This window comes from Hyphomicrobium sp. MC8b (genome assembly GCF_905067615.1).
GTDB lineage: Bacteria > Pseudomonadota > Alphaproteobacteria > Rhizobiales > Hyphomicrobiaceae > Hyphomicrobium_B.
Genome location: NZ_LR898465.1, coordinates 1,211,060 through 1,226,215, shown reverse-complemented (window position 1 = coordinate 1,226,215; position 15,156 = coordinate 1,211,060). Strand labels below are relative to the sequence as shown.

Sequence of the window (15,156 nt, the reverse complement as noted above, 5' to 3'; positions counted from 1 at the left end):
TTAGCAGCAGCATTTACCATTTGTTGAATGCCGCAACATAGCCTTGGTCGAGGAGCTGCAACCGACCGTCAGCTTAGGGGTCGAATCATATTACTGATTTAGGGCTGAGGAGCCGCTATGCGAACTGCGACGACATCGACCGCGATTCACGCCATTGAGGAGACCACGCATGTGGCTCGTCCGTCCGGCTTGTCGCGCTTCGCTGGTCTCGCGATTGCCTCCCTCGTTCCAGCCGTCTTCTGGAGTGCCATTCTCGCTGTCGGCGCGTTGTGGCTCGACAAGCCGCTGTCCTCGACAACAATCCTGATGGTCGGCGCGGCGATTGCTCTCTTCCTCTTCGCGATTTGCGCTCCGCTGATGTTGCGCCGGCCAGCTGCCGACACCGACGCCAAAATCGAAGCCCGCAAGGCGTAGTATTCCAAAACCTGCATTCGCCGCGGCATGCCATACGCGTCTCGGCCAGAGCGCAACAATTGCGCGGCATCCGCCCGACCGCTCTCCAATACGAATGCAAAGCCCAACAAAAAACGGGGCGCCGTCGAAACGGCACCCCGCTAATATCTGCCGAACAGTTCGAAACGTGGCTTACTCCGCAGCGACACGCTTCTTCGGTTTCACCAGTTCCATATAGTCGTTCAGGAGCGTCTCGGTGACTTTCGCCGGCTTGTATTTGTGCTCGCCAATCTCCGAAACCGGCGTCACTTCCGCCGCCGTACCGGTGATGAAGCATTCCGAGAACGACGCCAGCTCGTCCGGCATAATATCGCGCTCGATCACCTGAATTCCGCGTTTTTTCGCAAGCTCGATGACCGTCCGACGCGTGATGCCGTTAAGGAAGCAATCGGCCGTCGGCGTATGAATGACGCCGTCCTTGACGAAGAAGATGTTGGCGCCGGTGCATTCCGCCACGCGGCCCTTCCAATCGAGCATCAAAGCATCCGAATAGCCCATGCGCTCGGCGCGGTGTTTTTCGAGCGTGCAGATCATGTAGAGACCGGCAGCCTTGGCGCGCGACGGCGCGCAGGCCGGATCGGGACGACGGTAAACGGCATTGGTGATGCGAATACCCTTCAGCCGCTGTTCCATCGGGAAATAGGAACCCCAGTCCCAGGCCGCGACGGCGAGATGGATCTTCGAGTTCTGCGCCGAAACACCCATCTGCTCGCTGCCGCGCCATGCCACAGGCCGCACGTAGCAGTCCGACAGCTTGTTGGCGGCAATGACATCCCGACAGGCTTGGTCGATTTCGGCGACGGTGTACGGAATTGTAAAGTCAAGGATCCGGGCACTTTCGATCAGCCGCTCGCTATGCTCGGTCAGCTTGAAGATCTCGCCGTCGTAGGCGCGCTCGCCCTCGAACACCGAGCTGGCGTAGTGCAGCCCGTGCGTCAGGATATGAACGTTCGCGTCGCGCCAGGGAACGAGCGCTCCATCCATCCAGATGAACCCGTCGCGATCGTGAAACGGAATAAGGTCGGCCATGCCAGCGTAATCCTTCCTGGTCTTTATCATTGGCGAATTTGAAGTGGTGGTGTATGTCGCGCGGTCCGTTACGGACGGGCCAGGCAGGCTGAAACGCTCGGAAAACCGATATTTCAGTGCGCCGCGTGCAAGACTATGGACCTGCGGGACAAGCCACCAAATTGGCTTGCAACAGAATACAATCGAGGCCAATAAGTCAACATGACTGACATAACGTCAGAAGGCCCGTCAGAACATCGCGGCGCACCGGGACAGCCCTCCCACGCCCAGGACGCTGGCCGACGCTCTCCGAATGCCGACCTGATCGCCTGTATCGAGCTGTTTTACTTCGCGTATCGCGGCTTTACATGCGACCCGGATACGATACTTGAGCAATACGGCTTCGGGCGAGCGCACCACCGCGTCCTGCACTTCGTGCACCGCAATCCCGGCCTGAAGGTCGCGGAACTGCTCGATATTTTGCAGATTACAAAACAGTCATTAGCGCGCGTCTTGAAACAGCTCGTCGATGAGGGCTTCATCATCCAGAAAGCGGGCAACGAGGATCGCCGAGAACGCCGCCTCTATCTGTCGGCAAAAGGCGCGCGTTTGACCGATAAACTGACACAAATCCAGGCCAAACGGATTGAAGGGGCTCTTGCCGGGCTCGGCGAAAACGCCGACACCGTTGCAAGGAATTTTCTCTTCGCGATGATTTCCGAAAAGGACAAGCATCGTGTCGAAAGCCTTATCCGTAGCGAGCACGGCGGACTGCCCTCGCCCGAACCTGGTTGCAACCCACGGGAACCATGATGGCACCGGACCGAACTGAACCTTTGGCCGATAATGCCCCGCACATCCTCGTCGTCGACGACGACCAGAAAATCCGCGGACTGCTCGGCCGCTTTCTTTCGAGCAACGGCTTCCGCGTCACCGAAGCGTCTGACGCTGCCTCCGCGCGATCCTACATGCGTGGCCTTGCGTTCGACCTGGTGCTGCTCGACGTCATGATGCCGGGCGAAAGCGGCTTGTCTCTCGCCCGCGACCTGAAGCTAACGCGCCCAGTGCCGATCTGCATGCTGACCGCACTCGCCGAAGCCGAGGATCGCATTTCAGGCCTCGAAGCCGGCGTCGACGATTACGTCTCGAAGCCCTTCGATCCACGCGAGCTGTTGCTCCGCCTGCGCAACATCCTTCGTCGCGGCCAGACGCAAACCGCCCAGCGCGATGAAATCCGCATGGGTGGCTGCGTCTTCAACATCACGCGCGGCGAACTCAAGCGCGATGACGAAGCCATCAAGTTGACCGAGCGTGAGCGCGATCTTTTGCGCCTCTTCTCACAACGCATTGGCGTCGCCGTTCCGCGCCATGAACTGTCGAGTGACGACAGCACTGGCAGCGAGCGCGCCATCGACGTCCAGATCAACCGCCTCCGGCGCAAGATCGAAGCCGACCCTTCGAACCCGGTCTATTTACAAACGGTCAGAGGCAAAGGCTACATCCTCTACACCGATTGACCGTAACAGCGCGCTCGGGTCGACCGGCGCAAGGCGGATAGCATCCCATGGCCGTTGTGCCCGAAACGACCCCGGAGACCGGCAGCCTCGCCGCGCGCTATCAGCGCTTTCGCGAGCACCCTATCGTCATGCGCATCCTGGGTCTCGGCTCCGAGATGCTGCCGAAAGGGCTTTATGCCCGCGCGCTGCTGATCATCATCACGCCCATCGTCGTCCTTGAAGGCGTGATCGCATTCGCGTTCATGGAACGGCACTGGCAAGCCGTTACGCGCCGGCTTTCGGAAGCAACCGCGCGCGATATCGCCGCCGTGATCGAAGTCTATGAGGACATGGCGAAACGCGAAGGTCCGCAAAAGATCATCGACCTCGCGCGCGATCGCCTCAACCTGCAAATGGAAGTGCTGCCGAGCGGCGACCTGCCGCCGCCTGGTCCGAAACCATTCTTTCGCCTGCTCGACCGCGCGCTCTCGAACGAACTGCGCAAGCACGTACAGCTGCCGTTCTGGATCAACACCGTCGGCGACCAGAACGTCGAGATCCGCGTGAAGCTCGACGATGCGATCCTGCGTTTCGTCGCCACCCGCAGCCAGACGTATGCCTCGAACTCGCACATCTTCCTGCTGTGGATGGTCGGCTCGTCCGTTATTCTGCTGACGGTCGCGATCCTGTTCCTGCGCAACCAGATCAGGCCCATCCTCCGTCTTGCGGACGCGGCGGACGAATTCGGCAAAGGTCGCGGCATCCCGGAGGATTTCCGCCCGCGCGGCGCACGCGAGGTGCGCCAGGCCGCGCTCGCCTTCCTGCAGATGCGCGACCGCATCAAGCAGCACGTCGAGCAGCGTACGACGATGCTGGCGGGCGTCAGCCACGACCTGCGCACCGTCCTGACCCGCTTCAAGCTTGAGCTTGCCCTACTCGAAGATACGCCGGAGACGCGCGCACTCTCCGCCGACGTCGACGAGATGCAGCACATGCTCGAAGACTACCTCGCCTTCGCGAAAGGCGACGGCGGCGAGGAAGCCAAGCCGACGAACCTCAAGGAGCTGCTGGAAGAGATCGTCGACGATGCGTCGATCTACGCTTGCTCGATCGAACTCAAGATCCGCAAGAGCAAGGGCGACATCATCCTGCCGTTGAAGCGGCAGGCCCTGAAACGCGCCATCATGAACCTCGTCACCAACGCTGCCCGCTTCGGAGACCGCATCATCATTCGTGTGGCACCCGAAGGCCGCTGGGTTCGCATCGAGGTCGACGACGACGGCCCTGGCATCCCCGAAGACGAACGCGAGAACGTCTTCCGGCCTTTCTATCGTCTCGACCACGCCCGCAATCAGGACGAGGGCAACAGCGGCTTGGGGCTCGTCATCGCCCGCGACATCGCCAAAAGCCACGGCGGCGAGATCGCATTGGGCGAGAGTTCGATGGGCGGCCTCCGCGCCATTATCTCTTTGCCGCAATAGAGAAATTTGACTGTCGATCACAAATTTGGCGCGCGGGGCACACGCCCTTGTGATTTGACTGTAACGTTATGAAGTTACAATTCTTGGACATCGGTTCCGGCACGATTTCCCGTCCGACTACGGCGAAGGTGTCCTCCAAGGCTGCAGTCGCCGGAACCGAAGTTCCACGCTGTGGGTCGCCAACCCACGGGAACGCCAATCGAAGGTCGCGAACCTCGGGCGAGACCAATTTCCCAGCCCTGGTCAATGCCCGAGTTCGCGGCCTCGTTTTTCCGCCGCCAGCACCGCTTCCGTCATCAGCTCTTTGAGGCCGCTACCGTCGCGCATCAACACGCCCAGCGCAGCCGCCGTCGTGCCGCCCGGTGACGTCACGTTCTGGCGCAGCGTCGCCGGATCGGTCTTCGACTGATGCAGAAGCTCACCGGCGCCTGATACCGTGGCAGTGGCGAGCCGCTTCGCCGTCGCCGCATCGAGCCCCGCCGCAACGCCAGCGTCCGCCAGTGCTTCCGCCAGCAGGAACACATAGGCAGGTCCCGACCCCGACACCGCCGTTACCGCGTCGATCAGATCTTCTTCCGGAACCCAAACGACATCACCAACCGCGCCGAGCAGCGCTTCGCAGGCGGCCTTTTGAGACGGCGTTGTATGAGCGCTCGCGACGGCGCCCGTGATGCCGCGCGCGATGGCAGCCGGCGTATTCGGCATGGCCCGCACAACGGCAATACCAGCCGGCAGATGCCTCTCGAAGCTCGCAATCGTCTTGCCCGCCGCAATCGACACGACGACCGTCTGAGGCCCCGCGATCTTGGCCAAGGCCGGAAAGACGTCATCCATCACTTGCGGCTTCACCGCGACGACGATGACAGCGGGTGGCGTCGACTGCGGTTCCAGAACCGGTTGCGACGCGATCCCGTGCTTCTGCGCGAGTTCAAGCGCAGCGCCGGAAAGCTGCGGTTCCTGGATGATGACCTGAGCCGGATCGAGGCCCCGCTCAAGCCAGCCCGCGAGCATCGCTGCGCCCATTTTGCCCGCGCCGGCAAGCACGACGGAACCATCTAATTTCAGAGACATAACCCGGACACCTTGGAAAGTGGCCGGGCGTGGGTCGAGACGTCGCCCGATGGACCCGGCTTAAGCCTGCCCCTGCGTCTCGAACATCGTCGAAACCAGGGCTTCGCGGCTTTCCTTACCTGCCCACACCACGAACTGGAAGGCCTGGTAATACCGTTCGCAGCCTTCGAGCGCCGCTTTCAGCATCGCTTCGCACTGCCGGACCGTCGCGACGGCACCGTTAAGCAGCAGCGCGTGACGGAACATCACGAGCCCTTCCTGGGTCCACAGATCGAAGTGGCCGAGCCATAGCTGCTCGTTGATCTGGGCAATCAGGCGATACATTTCCGTCAGGCGATTTTCTGGCACCCGGAAATCGAACGCGCACGCCAAGTGCAGGGCTTCGAGATCGTCACGCCAGTTGATCGAGATGTGATAGTCGGCCCAGGAGCCCGCAACGATCAACGTCAGCTCTTCATCGCTCGCGCGCTCGCACGGCCAGTCGTGGGCGTGCGCAAGTTGTTCGATGAGATCGATCGGATTGAGAACGCGGTCAGAACCCTGTTCCGCAACTGCCATTTGATATCGCTCTCCAGTCTGCCGCGCGCCGGGATGGCCACGAAGCAACCACGCGATTGGGATTTCCCAAATTGCGCCGCTTTCGTGCTGCTGCGCCGGACAAAACCAGACGGCCCTGCGAGTCGCAAGCTGACCCGGCGGGCCAGGAAATCTTGTCCACGATCAAAGTGGCAAAGCCCAGGCGAAACAGGGGCCAAGGCCGCCTTGGGCCACGATTGCTGGTGAAAAGCGCTCGAACCTGTGGATGCCTTCAGGCAGCGGTGCCGCCCTGCGGCGAAAGCTTCGAGAGCTTGGCTTCCAGCTCCGCAATGCGCGCCGCCAGCGCCTCGTTTTCCTGCCGCGCCTTCTGCGCCATTTCGCGCACCGCTTCGAAATCTTCGCGCGTCACGACATTCATGTCCCGCAGGAACTTTTCGGCTTGGCCCCGAAAAACGGCCTCGGTTTCTTTCTTGAAGCCCTCTGCCGCACCAGCGGCGTCTGTCATGAGCTTGGCAAAGTCGTCGAAGAGTTTGTTGGTCGTCTGGGTCATTTCGAGATCTCGGATTGGAACGGTCATTCAACTATGGCGATAGGCAGGCATGGCTGCAAGCTTACGACATTCTCATCTTGGGTCTGCCGGATGCCTGCTTGACATTAAGACGGTGTTACTCAAACAACGCGGCCTAAGACCGGCCTTCCCTGGTAACTCGATACGGCCATTTGCGAAACCTCGCCCGGAGAGCCGATGACACCCCTCGCCCTTCTCACCTACCCCGATATCGACCCCGTCGCGATCCATCTCGGGCCGGTAGCCGTCAAATGGTATGGCCTCTCATATATGGCCGGCCTTTTGCTCGGCTGGTGGTATATCCGCAACCTGGTCTCGACACCGAAGCTCTGGGCGGGCAACAAAGCGCCGATGACGCTCGAACGCATCGACGACCTTCTGCTCTTCATGACCTTTGGTGTCATCATCGGCGGCCGCCTCGGTCAGATCTTCCTCTACGACCCCGACTTCTACTTCTCGCATCCTCTGGAGATGGTGAAGGTCTGGAAGGGCGGGATGAGCTTTCATGGCGGCGTCATCGGCTGCGCCATCCTGATCTTCGTATTCGCCTACATCTACAAAGTGTCAGCCCGGTCCGTGGCGGACCTCGTCTGTGCGTCCGTACCCTTCGGCCTTTTCTTTGGCCGGATCGCCAATTTCATCAATTCCGAGCACTGGGGCCGCGTGACCGACGCCTGGGTCGGCATGGTCTTTCCCAACGGCGGCGACAACCCGCGCCATCCGAGCCAGCTTTATGAGGCGGCGCTCGAAGGCATCGTGATGTTCATCATCTTGCGGATCGCCACCCACCACTTCTCCTCGCTGAAGCGCCCCGGACTGACGACCGGCATCTGGATGATCTGGTACGCCATTGCCCGCAGCTTCTCCGAGATCTTCCGCGAACCCGAGCCCTATAACATTATGAACATCGGTCCCTTCACGGCCGGCCAGATGTACTGCGTGCCGATGGTTATTCTCGGAATCTATCTGATCTGGACCGCCTGTCATAACAAGAGCGAGCCCGGAAAGGCTGCGGTGTGATCGATAACGGCCTGCGTCGCGATACACCGCTCGCCCGACGGATCAAGGAACGGATTCGCCGCGACGGGCCGATGACAGTCGATAGCTACATGTCCGCCTGCCTTTGGGATGCGGACTACGGCTACTATCGCCGTCAGCAGGTATTCGGCGCATCGGGCGACTTCATCACCGCCGCCGACGTATCGCAGGTCTTCGGCGAGCTTCTGGGCGTTTGGGCCGGCGTCGTCTGGCAGGGCGTGCTCGGCGCTCCTAACCCGATTACCATCGTCGAATACGGCCCCGGACGCGGCACCATGATGCGCGATATTCTTCGCGCCGCCCGCATTGTCCCCGGCTTCTCGAACGTCACGCGCGTGCATCTCGTCGAAGCCAGCGAATCCCTGATCGAGTTGCAAACTGCAACTCTGTCGGAATTCCGCAACGTGCTGAGCTGGGGCCGCGAACTCGACGAGATCAACCCGCCGGCCATCATCTTCGCCAACGAATTTCTCGATGCCTGGCCGGTCGCCCAATGGGTCAAGACCGCATCGGGTTGGCACATTCGCGCCGTGACCCTCGATGCCCGCGGCGACCTGCAATTCACCGCAATCGACGGCGAATGCCCGCGCGATGCATTCGAAGCTCTGCTGCCCGGCGCCCCGCCCGGGGCCGTCATCGAAAGCCAGCGCCTCGACCAGCTTGCCGACGCCCTGCAAGCACTCTCCGAACGCGGCCCCATCGCCTTTCTTATGGTCGACTATGGTCACACCACACCAGCCGCCGGAGACACGCTGCAAGCGGTCCGCGCGCATAAGTATGAATCTCCACTGACGTCGCCGGGCGAAGCCGACCTGACGGTGCACATCAACTTCTACGATCTCGCCTCGACGCTGCATCGCGCCGGTCTGGCGCTCGATGGCCCTGTCACGCAGGCGGAGTTCCTCGGTGCTCTCGGCATTGTCGAGCGCGCCTCGCGTTTGATGGCGGCCAATCCGGCCCGCGCGACCGAAATCGAAACGGGCGTCGCCCGCTTGCTCGCCCCCAATGGCATGGGAGGGCGCTTCAAGGTCCTCGCAGCCCGCTCCCCCGGTCTACCGTCGCTTCCGGGCTTCAGCGCGGCCCGCGAGCAGAGCGCCGCGCCCGGACCAGCATGAAGACCCGCATAAAGGGAAAGCGCGCCCGATGTCCTTGAAACCCATCGAAGCCCGAAATCTCTCCAGCTGGAACGGCATCCGCCACGGCTTCTTCACCCGCGAAGGCGGCGTCTCGACGGGTCTCTACGCCAGCCTCAACTGTGGCTGGGGCTCAAGCGACGATCAGAACCTCGTCGCCGAGAACCGCAACCGGATCGGCCGTTTTCTCGGCGGCGACGAAAAACTCGGCGGCGGTGTCGTCACGCTCTATCAGGAGCACGGCACGATGGCGCTGCACGTGACCAAAGCGCCAGACCGCGCGGCCCTCCCCCACGCCGACGCCGTCGTCTCCAACACGCCCGGACTTGTCATTGGCGTTCTGACAGCGGATTGCGCTCCGGTCCTGATGGCCGACGCAGAGGCCGGCGTCATCGCTGCTGCTCACGCCGGCTGGCGTGGCGCCATTAACGATGTTGTGGGCAGCGCCGTCGCGGAAATGGAACGTCTCGGCGCCAAACGCGAACGGATCACTGCGGCCGTTGGCCCCTGCATCAGTCAGTCAGCCTACGAGGTCGGCCCTGAGTTCGAGGCGACCTTCCTTGAGCGTGATCCAGCGTTCAGCACGTATTTCACGCGCGCGAACCCGAACGCGCGTCCGCATTTCGATCTACCGGCCTTTGTGACAATGCGATTGCAGGCAGCCGGCGTCGGCAGCATCGAGGATCTGGCGCTCTGCACCTGCAAGAACGAATCGCTTTTCTTCAGCTACAGGCGTAAAACTCTCCTCGGGGAAGTGGACTATGGCCGTCAAATCTCCGCCATCGTCGTGGCGTAACGGCATAATCCACAGGGAAGTCCGAGCCGACGCCAACGTTTACACCGGTCGATAACAGTTTCGCCGAACTCCCGTCTGGACGGGTCGTTCAGGGCTGATCTACAGGGATAAGGGTCAGTTCCGGTAGTAATCACAGGAGTTCAGGCCGCGGAGGTAATGTGTTCCGGCCGCCGGGGAAGTCGCGGTTGGATAAGGGGGGACGTCGAGTGGCGACCTTTTGCTCTGCTCGGGTACGCGAGCGCCGAACACGTCTTTGGACGATCGGGTCAATACTTTTGGCTTCGCTGGTAACGGCAGGCCTGGGCGGCTGTGGCTCATCATCAAACCTCCTGGGCGGCATGGGCGGCGGAACGCCCTCGGCACAAAACTCGATCGCTCTCCCGACAGGCGCGTCACCATCGGGACCCGTTACACAGAACGCCAAATTCCAGATCGCACCGGTTATCGGATCGCCCGAAAACGTCGCTCATGAATTGCAGTCGCAGCTTGCGTCTGCCATCGGCCGAGAGGGCCTGAGCGTCGGCACCTCAAACAATGCGACTGGCGAATATGTCGTCCGCGGCTACATCGTAGCTGCTCGCGAAAAATCGAAAGCGAAGATCTCCTACATCTGGGACGTGACCGACCAGAGCGGCAAGCGCGTCCATCGCGTTACGGGTGAGGAAGTCATCGCAAGCGCCGGGAAAGACCCCTGGTCAGCCGTGACGCCGGCCGTCGTAGAACGGATCTCCGGCAAGACCTCGAAACAGATCGCTAGCTGGATCGCGAGCGGCGGCGGTGTTCCGATGGCTTCGAACATCAACACGCAGTCGACCAACGCTCCGTCGAGCCCGCCGCGGCCGACGACGTACGCCTCGGCTGCATCGAGCCCGGCTTCGCCGACGACCGGCAGCATCACCCACTCGGGTCCTGTCACAGCCGTCGTGCCGCTGGTGACGGGAGCGCCCGGCGATGGCAGCACCACGCTCACCACCGCAATTCAGCGCGAATTGTCGAAGAGCGGCCTGAAGCTGGCGACCACGCCCGACTCCCAAGCCTACAAAGTTGTCGGCAAGGTCGCCATGGGCACCAGCAAAGACGGCAAGCAGCCGATCCAGATCGACTGGAACGTGATCGACCCGAGCGGCAAGAAGCTCGGCACTGTGTCGCAGAAGAACGAGATCCCAACCGGCTCGCTTGACGGTTCCTGGGGGCAGACCGCGGACGCCGCAGCCGCTGCTGCCGCGCAAGGCATTATCAAGCTCTTACCGCCAAAGAGCGTCGAATAATCAGTAGCCGGTCAGGTTAACCTCGATCGGCAACACTGTGACAACAGCTTGGGCCCGGACGGTTGAATCGTCCGGGCCCAATTGCTACAAGCCCGCAAATGAAGAGGTTTCTGGAGCGCAAATGCCTTTCGATTCCAAGGGTGACGCCCGGAACAATGACGGCCGAGGGAAGCTGGGCGTGAAAATCATCGCGGGAAACAGCAATCGCCCCCTCGCCGAGGCGATCTGCACCTATCTGAAGCTGCCGATGGCCAAAGGCCAGGTGAAGCGCTTCGCCGATATGGAGATCTTCGTCGAGATCCAGGAGAACGTCCGCGGACAGGACGTATTCGTCATTCAGTCGACGTCGTTCCCCGCCAACGACAACATGATGGAGCTGCTGATCCTGCTCGATGCGTTGAAGCGCTCGTCTGCGCGCCGCATCACAGCCGTCATCCCGTACTTCGGTTACGCCCGGCAGGACCGCAAGCCGGGTCCGCGGACGCCCATTTCTGCCAAGCTCGTCGCCAACCTGATCGAGCGCGCCGGCGCCGACCGCGTTCTGACGCTCGATCTCCATGCCGGCCAGATCCAGGGCTTCTTCGACATCCCGACCGATAACCTCTTCGCCGCGCCGGTCATGACGCGCGACATCGAAGAGCACTATGGCAACACGGACGACATCGTCGTCGTGTCGCCCGACGTCGGCGGCGTCGTCCGTGCCCGAGCGCTCGCCAAGCGCATCACCGCGCCAATCGCCATTTGCGATAAGCGGCGCGAACGTCCAGGCGAAAGCGAAGTGATGAACGTCATCGGTGACGTCGACGGTAAACGCTGCATTCTGATCGACGATATCGTCGATTCCGGCGGTACACTCGTCAACGCCGCTGAGGCCCTGCTGAAAAACGGCGCGACGGAAGTCTCTGCTTACATTTCGCACGCTGTGCTGTCTGGCGGCGCCGTCAGCCGCATCCAGAACTCGCGCCTGAAATCGCTCGTCATCACGGACTCAATCCTGCCGACCGAAGCCGTGAAGGCCGCGCGCAACATCCGCGTCATGTCGATCGCGCCACTTATCGGCGAAGCGATCCTCCGCACGAGCCGCGAAGAAAGCGTCTCAAGCCTCTTTTACTGATACACTTTCCAGAAGCCGGATTTTCCGATCCCTAGCGGTGCTGTTTCGCACTGTTCGGGAAAAACTCCCCATGCCATAAGGAAATTTGAGAACAATAACGGGAAGCAAATTCTCGAGGGGGAGGCGTGGGGCAAATCCCGTTTCACACGCGAGCGGCAGGCTGCGTTGTTGCCTTGCTCATGGGCATCTCGATGCTCACGTTCTCACAGGCGGCAATGGCGGGACCGTCACTCGACCAGTTCGAAATCAAAGATCTCGACACCGAACCTGGCGCGATCGAGATTGAAAGCCAGAATGACTTCTCATCTGGCAATCCGAGACGCGGCGTTGTTTCCAATGGCGCGGGCGGCATCATTGCCGACGACAATACGGTGACACGCCAACGCGAAGGCCTGGAAGTTGAGATGGGCCTCACGACCTTCGTCAAACTTCGCCTTGGCGTCGAGTTCGAGCAGCAGCGCCTGGACGATCCCAAGACCTTTAACGAAGCCGACCGGATGGGACCGCTCGAATTCGACAGCTACGGCGCCGAAACCATCTGGACCGTCATCAAACGCAAAGGCGACGGCATCGGCGCCGGTTTTCTCGTCGAATGGGATCAATCCGCACACGAAGACGAAGCTTCGACGCTGACGATTGGTCCGATCATCGAATGGCAATCCGGACGCTGGAGCGCAAACATCAATCCGACCGCCATTCAATACTTCGGCGGTGGCTTCGAAAATCAGAGCAAGCTCGATTTCGGCTACGCCGCCCGGATCATGTATCGCACATCTAAGCAGCTCGCTCTTGCCGTTGAATCCTATGGCGGCATCGAACGCATCAGCGGCGGCAACACGAACGAGTCGCAGCAAATCTTCGGAACGTTCAATCAGTATCGTCTCGGTCCTATCGCCTACTGGACGTTCGGCGACGACAATGATGACGACACGCTCTCAAAGAAAGATGACGCTGAAGACGAACGAAAAGTCGAAACGACAGTCGGCTTCGGCGCGCTGTTCGGTTTGAATAGTGCGACGCCTGCAACCACACTGAAACTCAGTCTCGATATCGATTTTTGACGAAAGCCCACGTCACGCAATCCATTCTTTGCGGAAAATAACCTACCGTGGTGTTCAAAGCGCGCTTTCTCGACAGTGTACTACACTGTTGCGATCGTGGGACGAAACCCACGGCGCCGCGCCAGCGACCCATCCATTGCCCGTACCACGGATTTTCGATCACCAGAATTTCGCGTCCCGACAAGCGTGAACTTCTAACACGCGCAAAAGCTACGTGACGGCCTGATAATTGGTGAACAGCTCGACCGCGCTTTGAGGCGCCCTGTCGTTGAAGAACAGCTTGAGGTTCCGGTCTGCTTCCGCAGCAGCAGCGGCGCTGCGGGAAAAGAGATCTTTTTCATACGCGATGAGTGCGGTTTCAACGTCGCCAGGATGGTCCGCGATCGCCTTGCCGAGTTCAGACCCGTCGTACATCGCGAGGTTGGCCCCTTCGCCTGCGAAGGGTGACATCAGATGCGCCGCATCACCGACCAGCGTCACGCCGGGAATTCGGTCCCACCTGTGCTCGATCGGGAGCGCATAGATGGCGCGAGGAATTGGGGCGGTCTCACTTTCTGTAATGAGCGCCGTCAGCTCCGGCGCCCATCCGTCAAATTCTTTGGCGATAATAGCCAACGCGTCCGTACGGTTGGAAAAATCGATGCGCGCAATCCAGTCCTCCGGCTTGTTCAACGCGACATAAGTATGCATCGTGCCATCGGCCTCTCGATGCCCCAGGATACCTTTGCCGGGAGCAATTGCCATCAGCGTGCATCCGCCGATCGCCGCCGCACTCGCCCTGTACCGGTTGTCGATATCGAACAGGTACGTCTCGATGAACGACGTGCCGACATAGGCCGGTGTGGCTTTGGAAAGAAGCGGGCGCACTCTCGACCAGGCACCGTCCGCCCCCACCAGGACATCGGTCGTCACCGTCGAGCCATCGCTAAAGGTCACCAAGTGCAGCCCGCCGCCGAGCGCAGACACCGCAGTAACCTTATGCCCCCAGCGGATCGTGCCGGCAGGCAGTGACTCGAGCAAAATCCGACGAAGCTCTCCGCGAGGGACCTCTGGCCGGCCGCCGTTACCCTTGTCGGTCTCGTCGAGCAGCACGTTGCCGTGTTTGTCGAGGACCCGCTGCGCCTCGGCGCCGGGAAGGATGATTTTGCGAAACTCCTCGAAGAGCCCTGCGGCCTTGAGCGCGAGCTGACCATTGTACGTGTGGATATCGAGCAAGCCGCCTTGAGGACGCGCATCCGCAGAGGCTTCCGCTTCAAAGATCGTCGCCGCGATACCGTGAAGATGCAGAACACGCGCAAGTGTCAGCCCCCCAAGGCCGGCACCGACAATCGCGATCGGAATGTGCATCTCTGCTCCCCCCACAAATCCTCCGTCACAACAGCAAATGGAACGTCGTTCCATGCTTGGAACGTCGTTCCATTAATGTCAAGATAAGGTCATGGCCAAAAAAGCTCACAGCAGCAAACGACGTGAAGAATCGCTCTCGCGGGACCGCATCATCGATGCGTCGATCGCGCTCTTGGACGAGAGCGGAGAGAGCGGGCTGACGTTCCGGGCGTTGTCGGAACGGCTCGCCACCGGCCCTGGAGCGATCTACTGGCACATAGAAAGCAAGAATGAGCTGCTCACCGCGGCGGCCGACGCCATCATCTCGCGCTCAACAAATGCTCCCGTAGCCGAAGCCACGCCCGAGGCAGCCATCCGCGCGCTCGCTCTCGGCATATTCCACGCAATCGACGCGCATCCATGGGTTGGGTCGGCACTCTCGCGAGCGCCGGGGCGGCCGCCGATGGTCCGCATTCTCGAGCGCCTGGGCCAGCAGCTTCGCGCTCTCCGCATTCCGGCGGAAGTACAGTGGGACGCAGCATCGGCGTTGGTAAGCTACATTCTCGGTGTTGCGGGGCAGAACGCGGCCAATGGGCAATTCGCCCGTACGCATAACCTTGATAGATCCGAATTTCTGAATGCAGTCGCAGCGGAGTGGTTGAAGCTCGACCCGGACGATTTCCCATTTACACGCAGCCTAGCGGGGCGGTTGCGCACTCATGACGACCGGACCGATTTCCTCGCCGGCATTGATCTCATCCTGAAAGGCATTTGCTCGCGGAAACAGCGCTGAGACGGAGATCACA

At 61.0% G+C, this 15,156-nt stretch carries 16 protein-coding genes; 11 read left to right on the top strand and 5 right to left on the bottom strand.

The window, feature by feature from the left end; genetic code table 11:
* The first annotated feature begins 117 nt into the window (after positions 1-117).
* Positions 118-414: a hypothetical protein gene (locus ACLB1Z_RS05960; RefSeq protein WP_409562484.1), complete on the top strand. Its 297-nt coding sequence runs from the start codon at positions 118-120 to the stop codon at positions 412-414.
* Positions 415-585: 171 nt separating this feature from the next.
* Here the strand turns inward: ACLB1Z_RS05960 and ACLB1Z_RS05955 are convergent, their stop codons facing one another.
* Positions 586-1,482, bottom strand: coding sequence for a branched-chain amino acid aminotransferase (locus ACLB1Z_RS05955; RefSeq protein ID WP_409562483.1), 897 nt, complete (start codon positions 1,480-1,482; stop codon positions 586-588).
* A gap of 201 nt (positions 1,483-1,683) precedes the next feature.
* Between ACLB1Z_RS05955 and ACLB1Z_RS05950 the strand changes: the two genes are divergently transcribed.
* The 3 genes from ACLB1Z_RS05950 to ACLB1Z_RS05940 are packed head-to-tail and all read left to right on the top strand — an operon-like array spanning position 1,684 to position 4,438.
* On the top strand, positions 1,684-2,274 hold the full coding sequence (locus ACLB1Z_RS05950; protein WP_013946583.1) for a MarR family winged helix-turn-helix transcriptional regulator: 591 nt from the start codon (positions 1,684-1,686) through the stop codon (positions 2,272-2,274).
* A complete protein-coding gene (locus ACLB1Z_RS05945) occupies positions 2,271-2,978 on the top strand; it encodes a response regulator transcription factor (protein ID WP_409562482.1) in 708 nt (235 codons plus the stop codon). The genes ACLB1Z_RS05950 and ACLB1Z_RS05945 overlap by 4 nt, the downstream gene beginning before the upstream one ends.
* 47 nt (positions 2,979-3,025) lie before the next feature.
* Positions 3,026-4,438: an ATP-binding protein gene (locus tag ACLB1Z_RS05940; RefSeq protein ID WP_409562481.1), complete on the top strand. Its 1,413-nt coding sequence runs from the start codon at positions 3,026-3,028 to the stop codon at positions 4,436-4,438.
* Positions 4,439-4,681: 243 nt separating this feature from the next.
* Here the strand turns inward: ACLB1Z_RS05940 and proC are convergent, their stop codons facing one another.
* The 3 genes from proC to ACLB1Z_RS05925 form a co-directional block, all read right to left on the bottom strand.
* A complete protein-coding gene (proC, locus tag ACLB1Z_RS05935) occupies positions 4,682-5,509 on the bottom strand; it encodes a pyrroline-5-carboxylate reductase (RefSeq protein WP_409562480.1) in 828 nt (275 codons plus the stop codon).
* 60 nt (positions 5,510-5,569) lie between these two features.
* On the bottom strand, positions 5,570-6,067 hold the full coding sequence (locus ACLB1Z_RS05930) for a YbjN domain-containing protein (protein WP_013946579.1): 498 nt from the start codon (positions 6,065-6,067) through the stop codon (positions 5,570-5,572).
* Positions 6,068-6,317: 250 nt separating this feature from the next.
* Positions 6,318-6,596 (bottom strand): accessory factor UbiK family protein, encoded by a 279-nt coding sequence (locus ACLB1Z_RS05925; RefSeq protein ID WP_409562479.1) that lies wholly within the window; start codon positions 6,594-6,596, stop codon positions 6,318-6,320.
* 195 nt (positions 6,597-6,791) lie between these two features.
* Between ACLB1Z_RS05925 and lgt the strand changes: the two genes are divergently transcribed.
* From lgt to ACLB1Z_RS05895, 6 genes are all read left to right on the top strand, one after another.
* Positions 6,792-7,634: a prolipoprotein diacylglyceryl transferase gene (gene lgt, locus ACLB1Z_RS05920; RefSeq protein WP_409562478.1), complete on the top strand. Its 843-nt coding sequence runs from the start codon at positions 6,792-6,794 to the stop codon at positions 7,632-7,634.
* Positions 7,631-8,767 (top strand): class I SAM-dependent methyltransferase, encoded by a 1,137-nt coding sequence (locus ACLB1Z_RS05915; protein WP_024275478.1) that lies wholly within the window; start codon positions 7,631-7,633, stop codon positions 8,765-8,767. Before lgt ends, ACLB1Z_RS05915 begins: the two co-directional genes overlap by 4 nt.
* A gap of 28 nt (positions 8,768-8,795) precedes the next feature.
* Entirely contained in the window at positions 8,796-9,581 is a 786-nt protein-coding gene (gene pgeF / locus ACLB1Z_RS05910) for a peptidoglycan editing factor PgeF (protein ID WP_024275477.1), read from the top strand.
* A gap of 275 nt (positions 9,582-9,856) precedes the next feature.
* Positions 9,857-10,849 (top strand): hypothetical protein, encoded by a 993-nt coding sequence (locus ACLB1Z_RS05905; RefSeq protein WP_409562477.1) that lies wholly within the window; start codon positions 9,857-9,859, stop codon positions 10,847-10,849.
* Between the two features lie 178 nt (positions 10,850-11,027).
* Positions 11,028-11,963 (top strand): ribose-phosphate pyrophosphokinase, encoded by a 936-nt coding sequence (locus tag ACLB1Z_RS05900; protein WP_024275475.1) that lies wholly within the window; start codon positions 11,028-11,030, stop codon positions 11,961-11,963.
* A gap of 125 nt (positions 11,964-12,088) precedes the next feature.
* Positions 12,089-13,024, top strand: a complete 936-nt coding sequence (locus tag ACLB1Z_RS05895) for a hypothetical protein (RefSeq protein ID WP_409562476.1) — start codon at positions 12,089-12,091, stop codon at positions 13,022-13,024.
* Between the two features lie 210 nt (positions 13,025-13,234).
* On the opposite strand, the gene ACLB1Z_RS05890 is transcribed toward ACLB1Z_RS05895, so the two are convergent.
* Positions 13,235-14,371: an FAD-dependent oxidoreductase gene (locus ACLB1Z_RS05890; protein ID WP_409562475.1), complete on the bottom strand. Its 1,137-nt coding sequence runs from the start codon at positions 14,369-14,371 to the stop codon at positions 13,235-13,237.
* A 91-nt stretch (positions 14,372-14,462) separates the two neighbouring features.
* Here ACLB1Z_RS05890 and ACLB1Z_RS05885 point away from each other — a divergent pair, with 91 nt between their 5' ends.
* On the top strand, positions 14,463-15,143 hold the full coding sequence (locus ACLB1Z_RS05885; protein ID WP_409562474.1) for a TetR/AcrR family transcriptional regulator: 681 nt from the start codon (positions 14,463-14,465) through the stop codon (positions 15,141-15,143).
* The last annotated feature ends 13 nt before the right edge of the window (positions 15,144-15,156 follow it).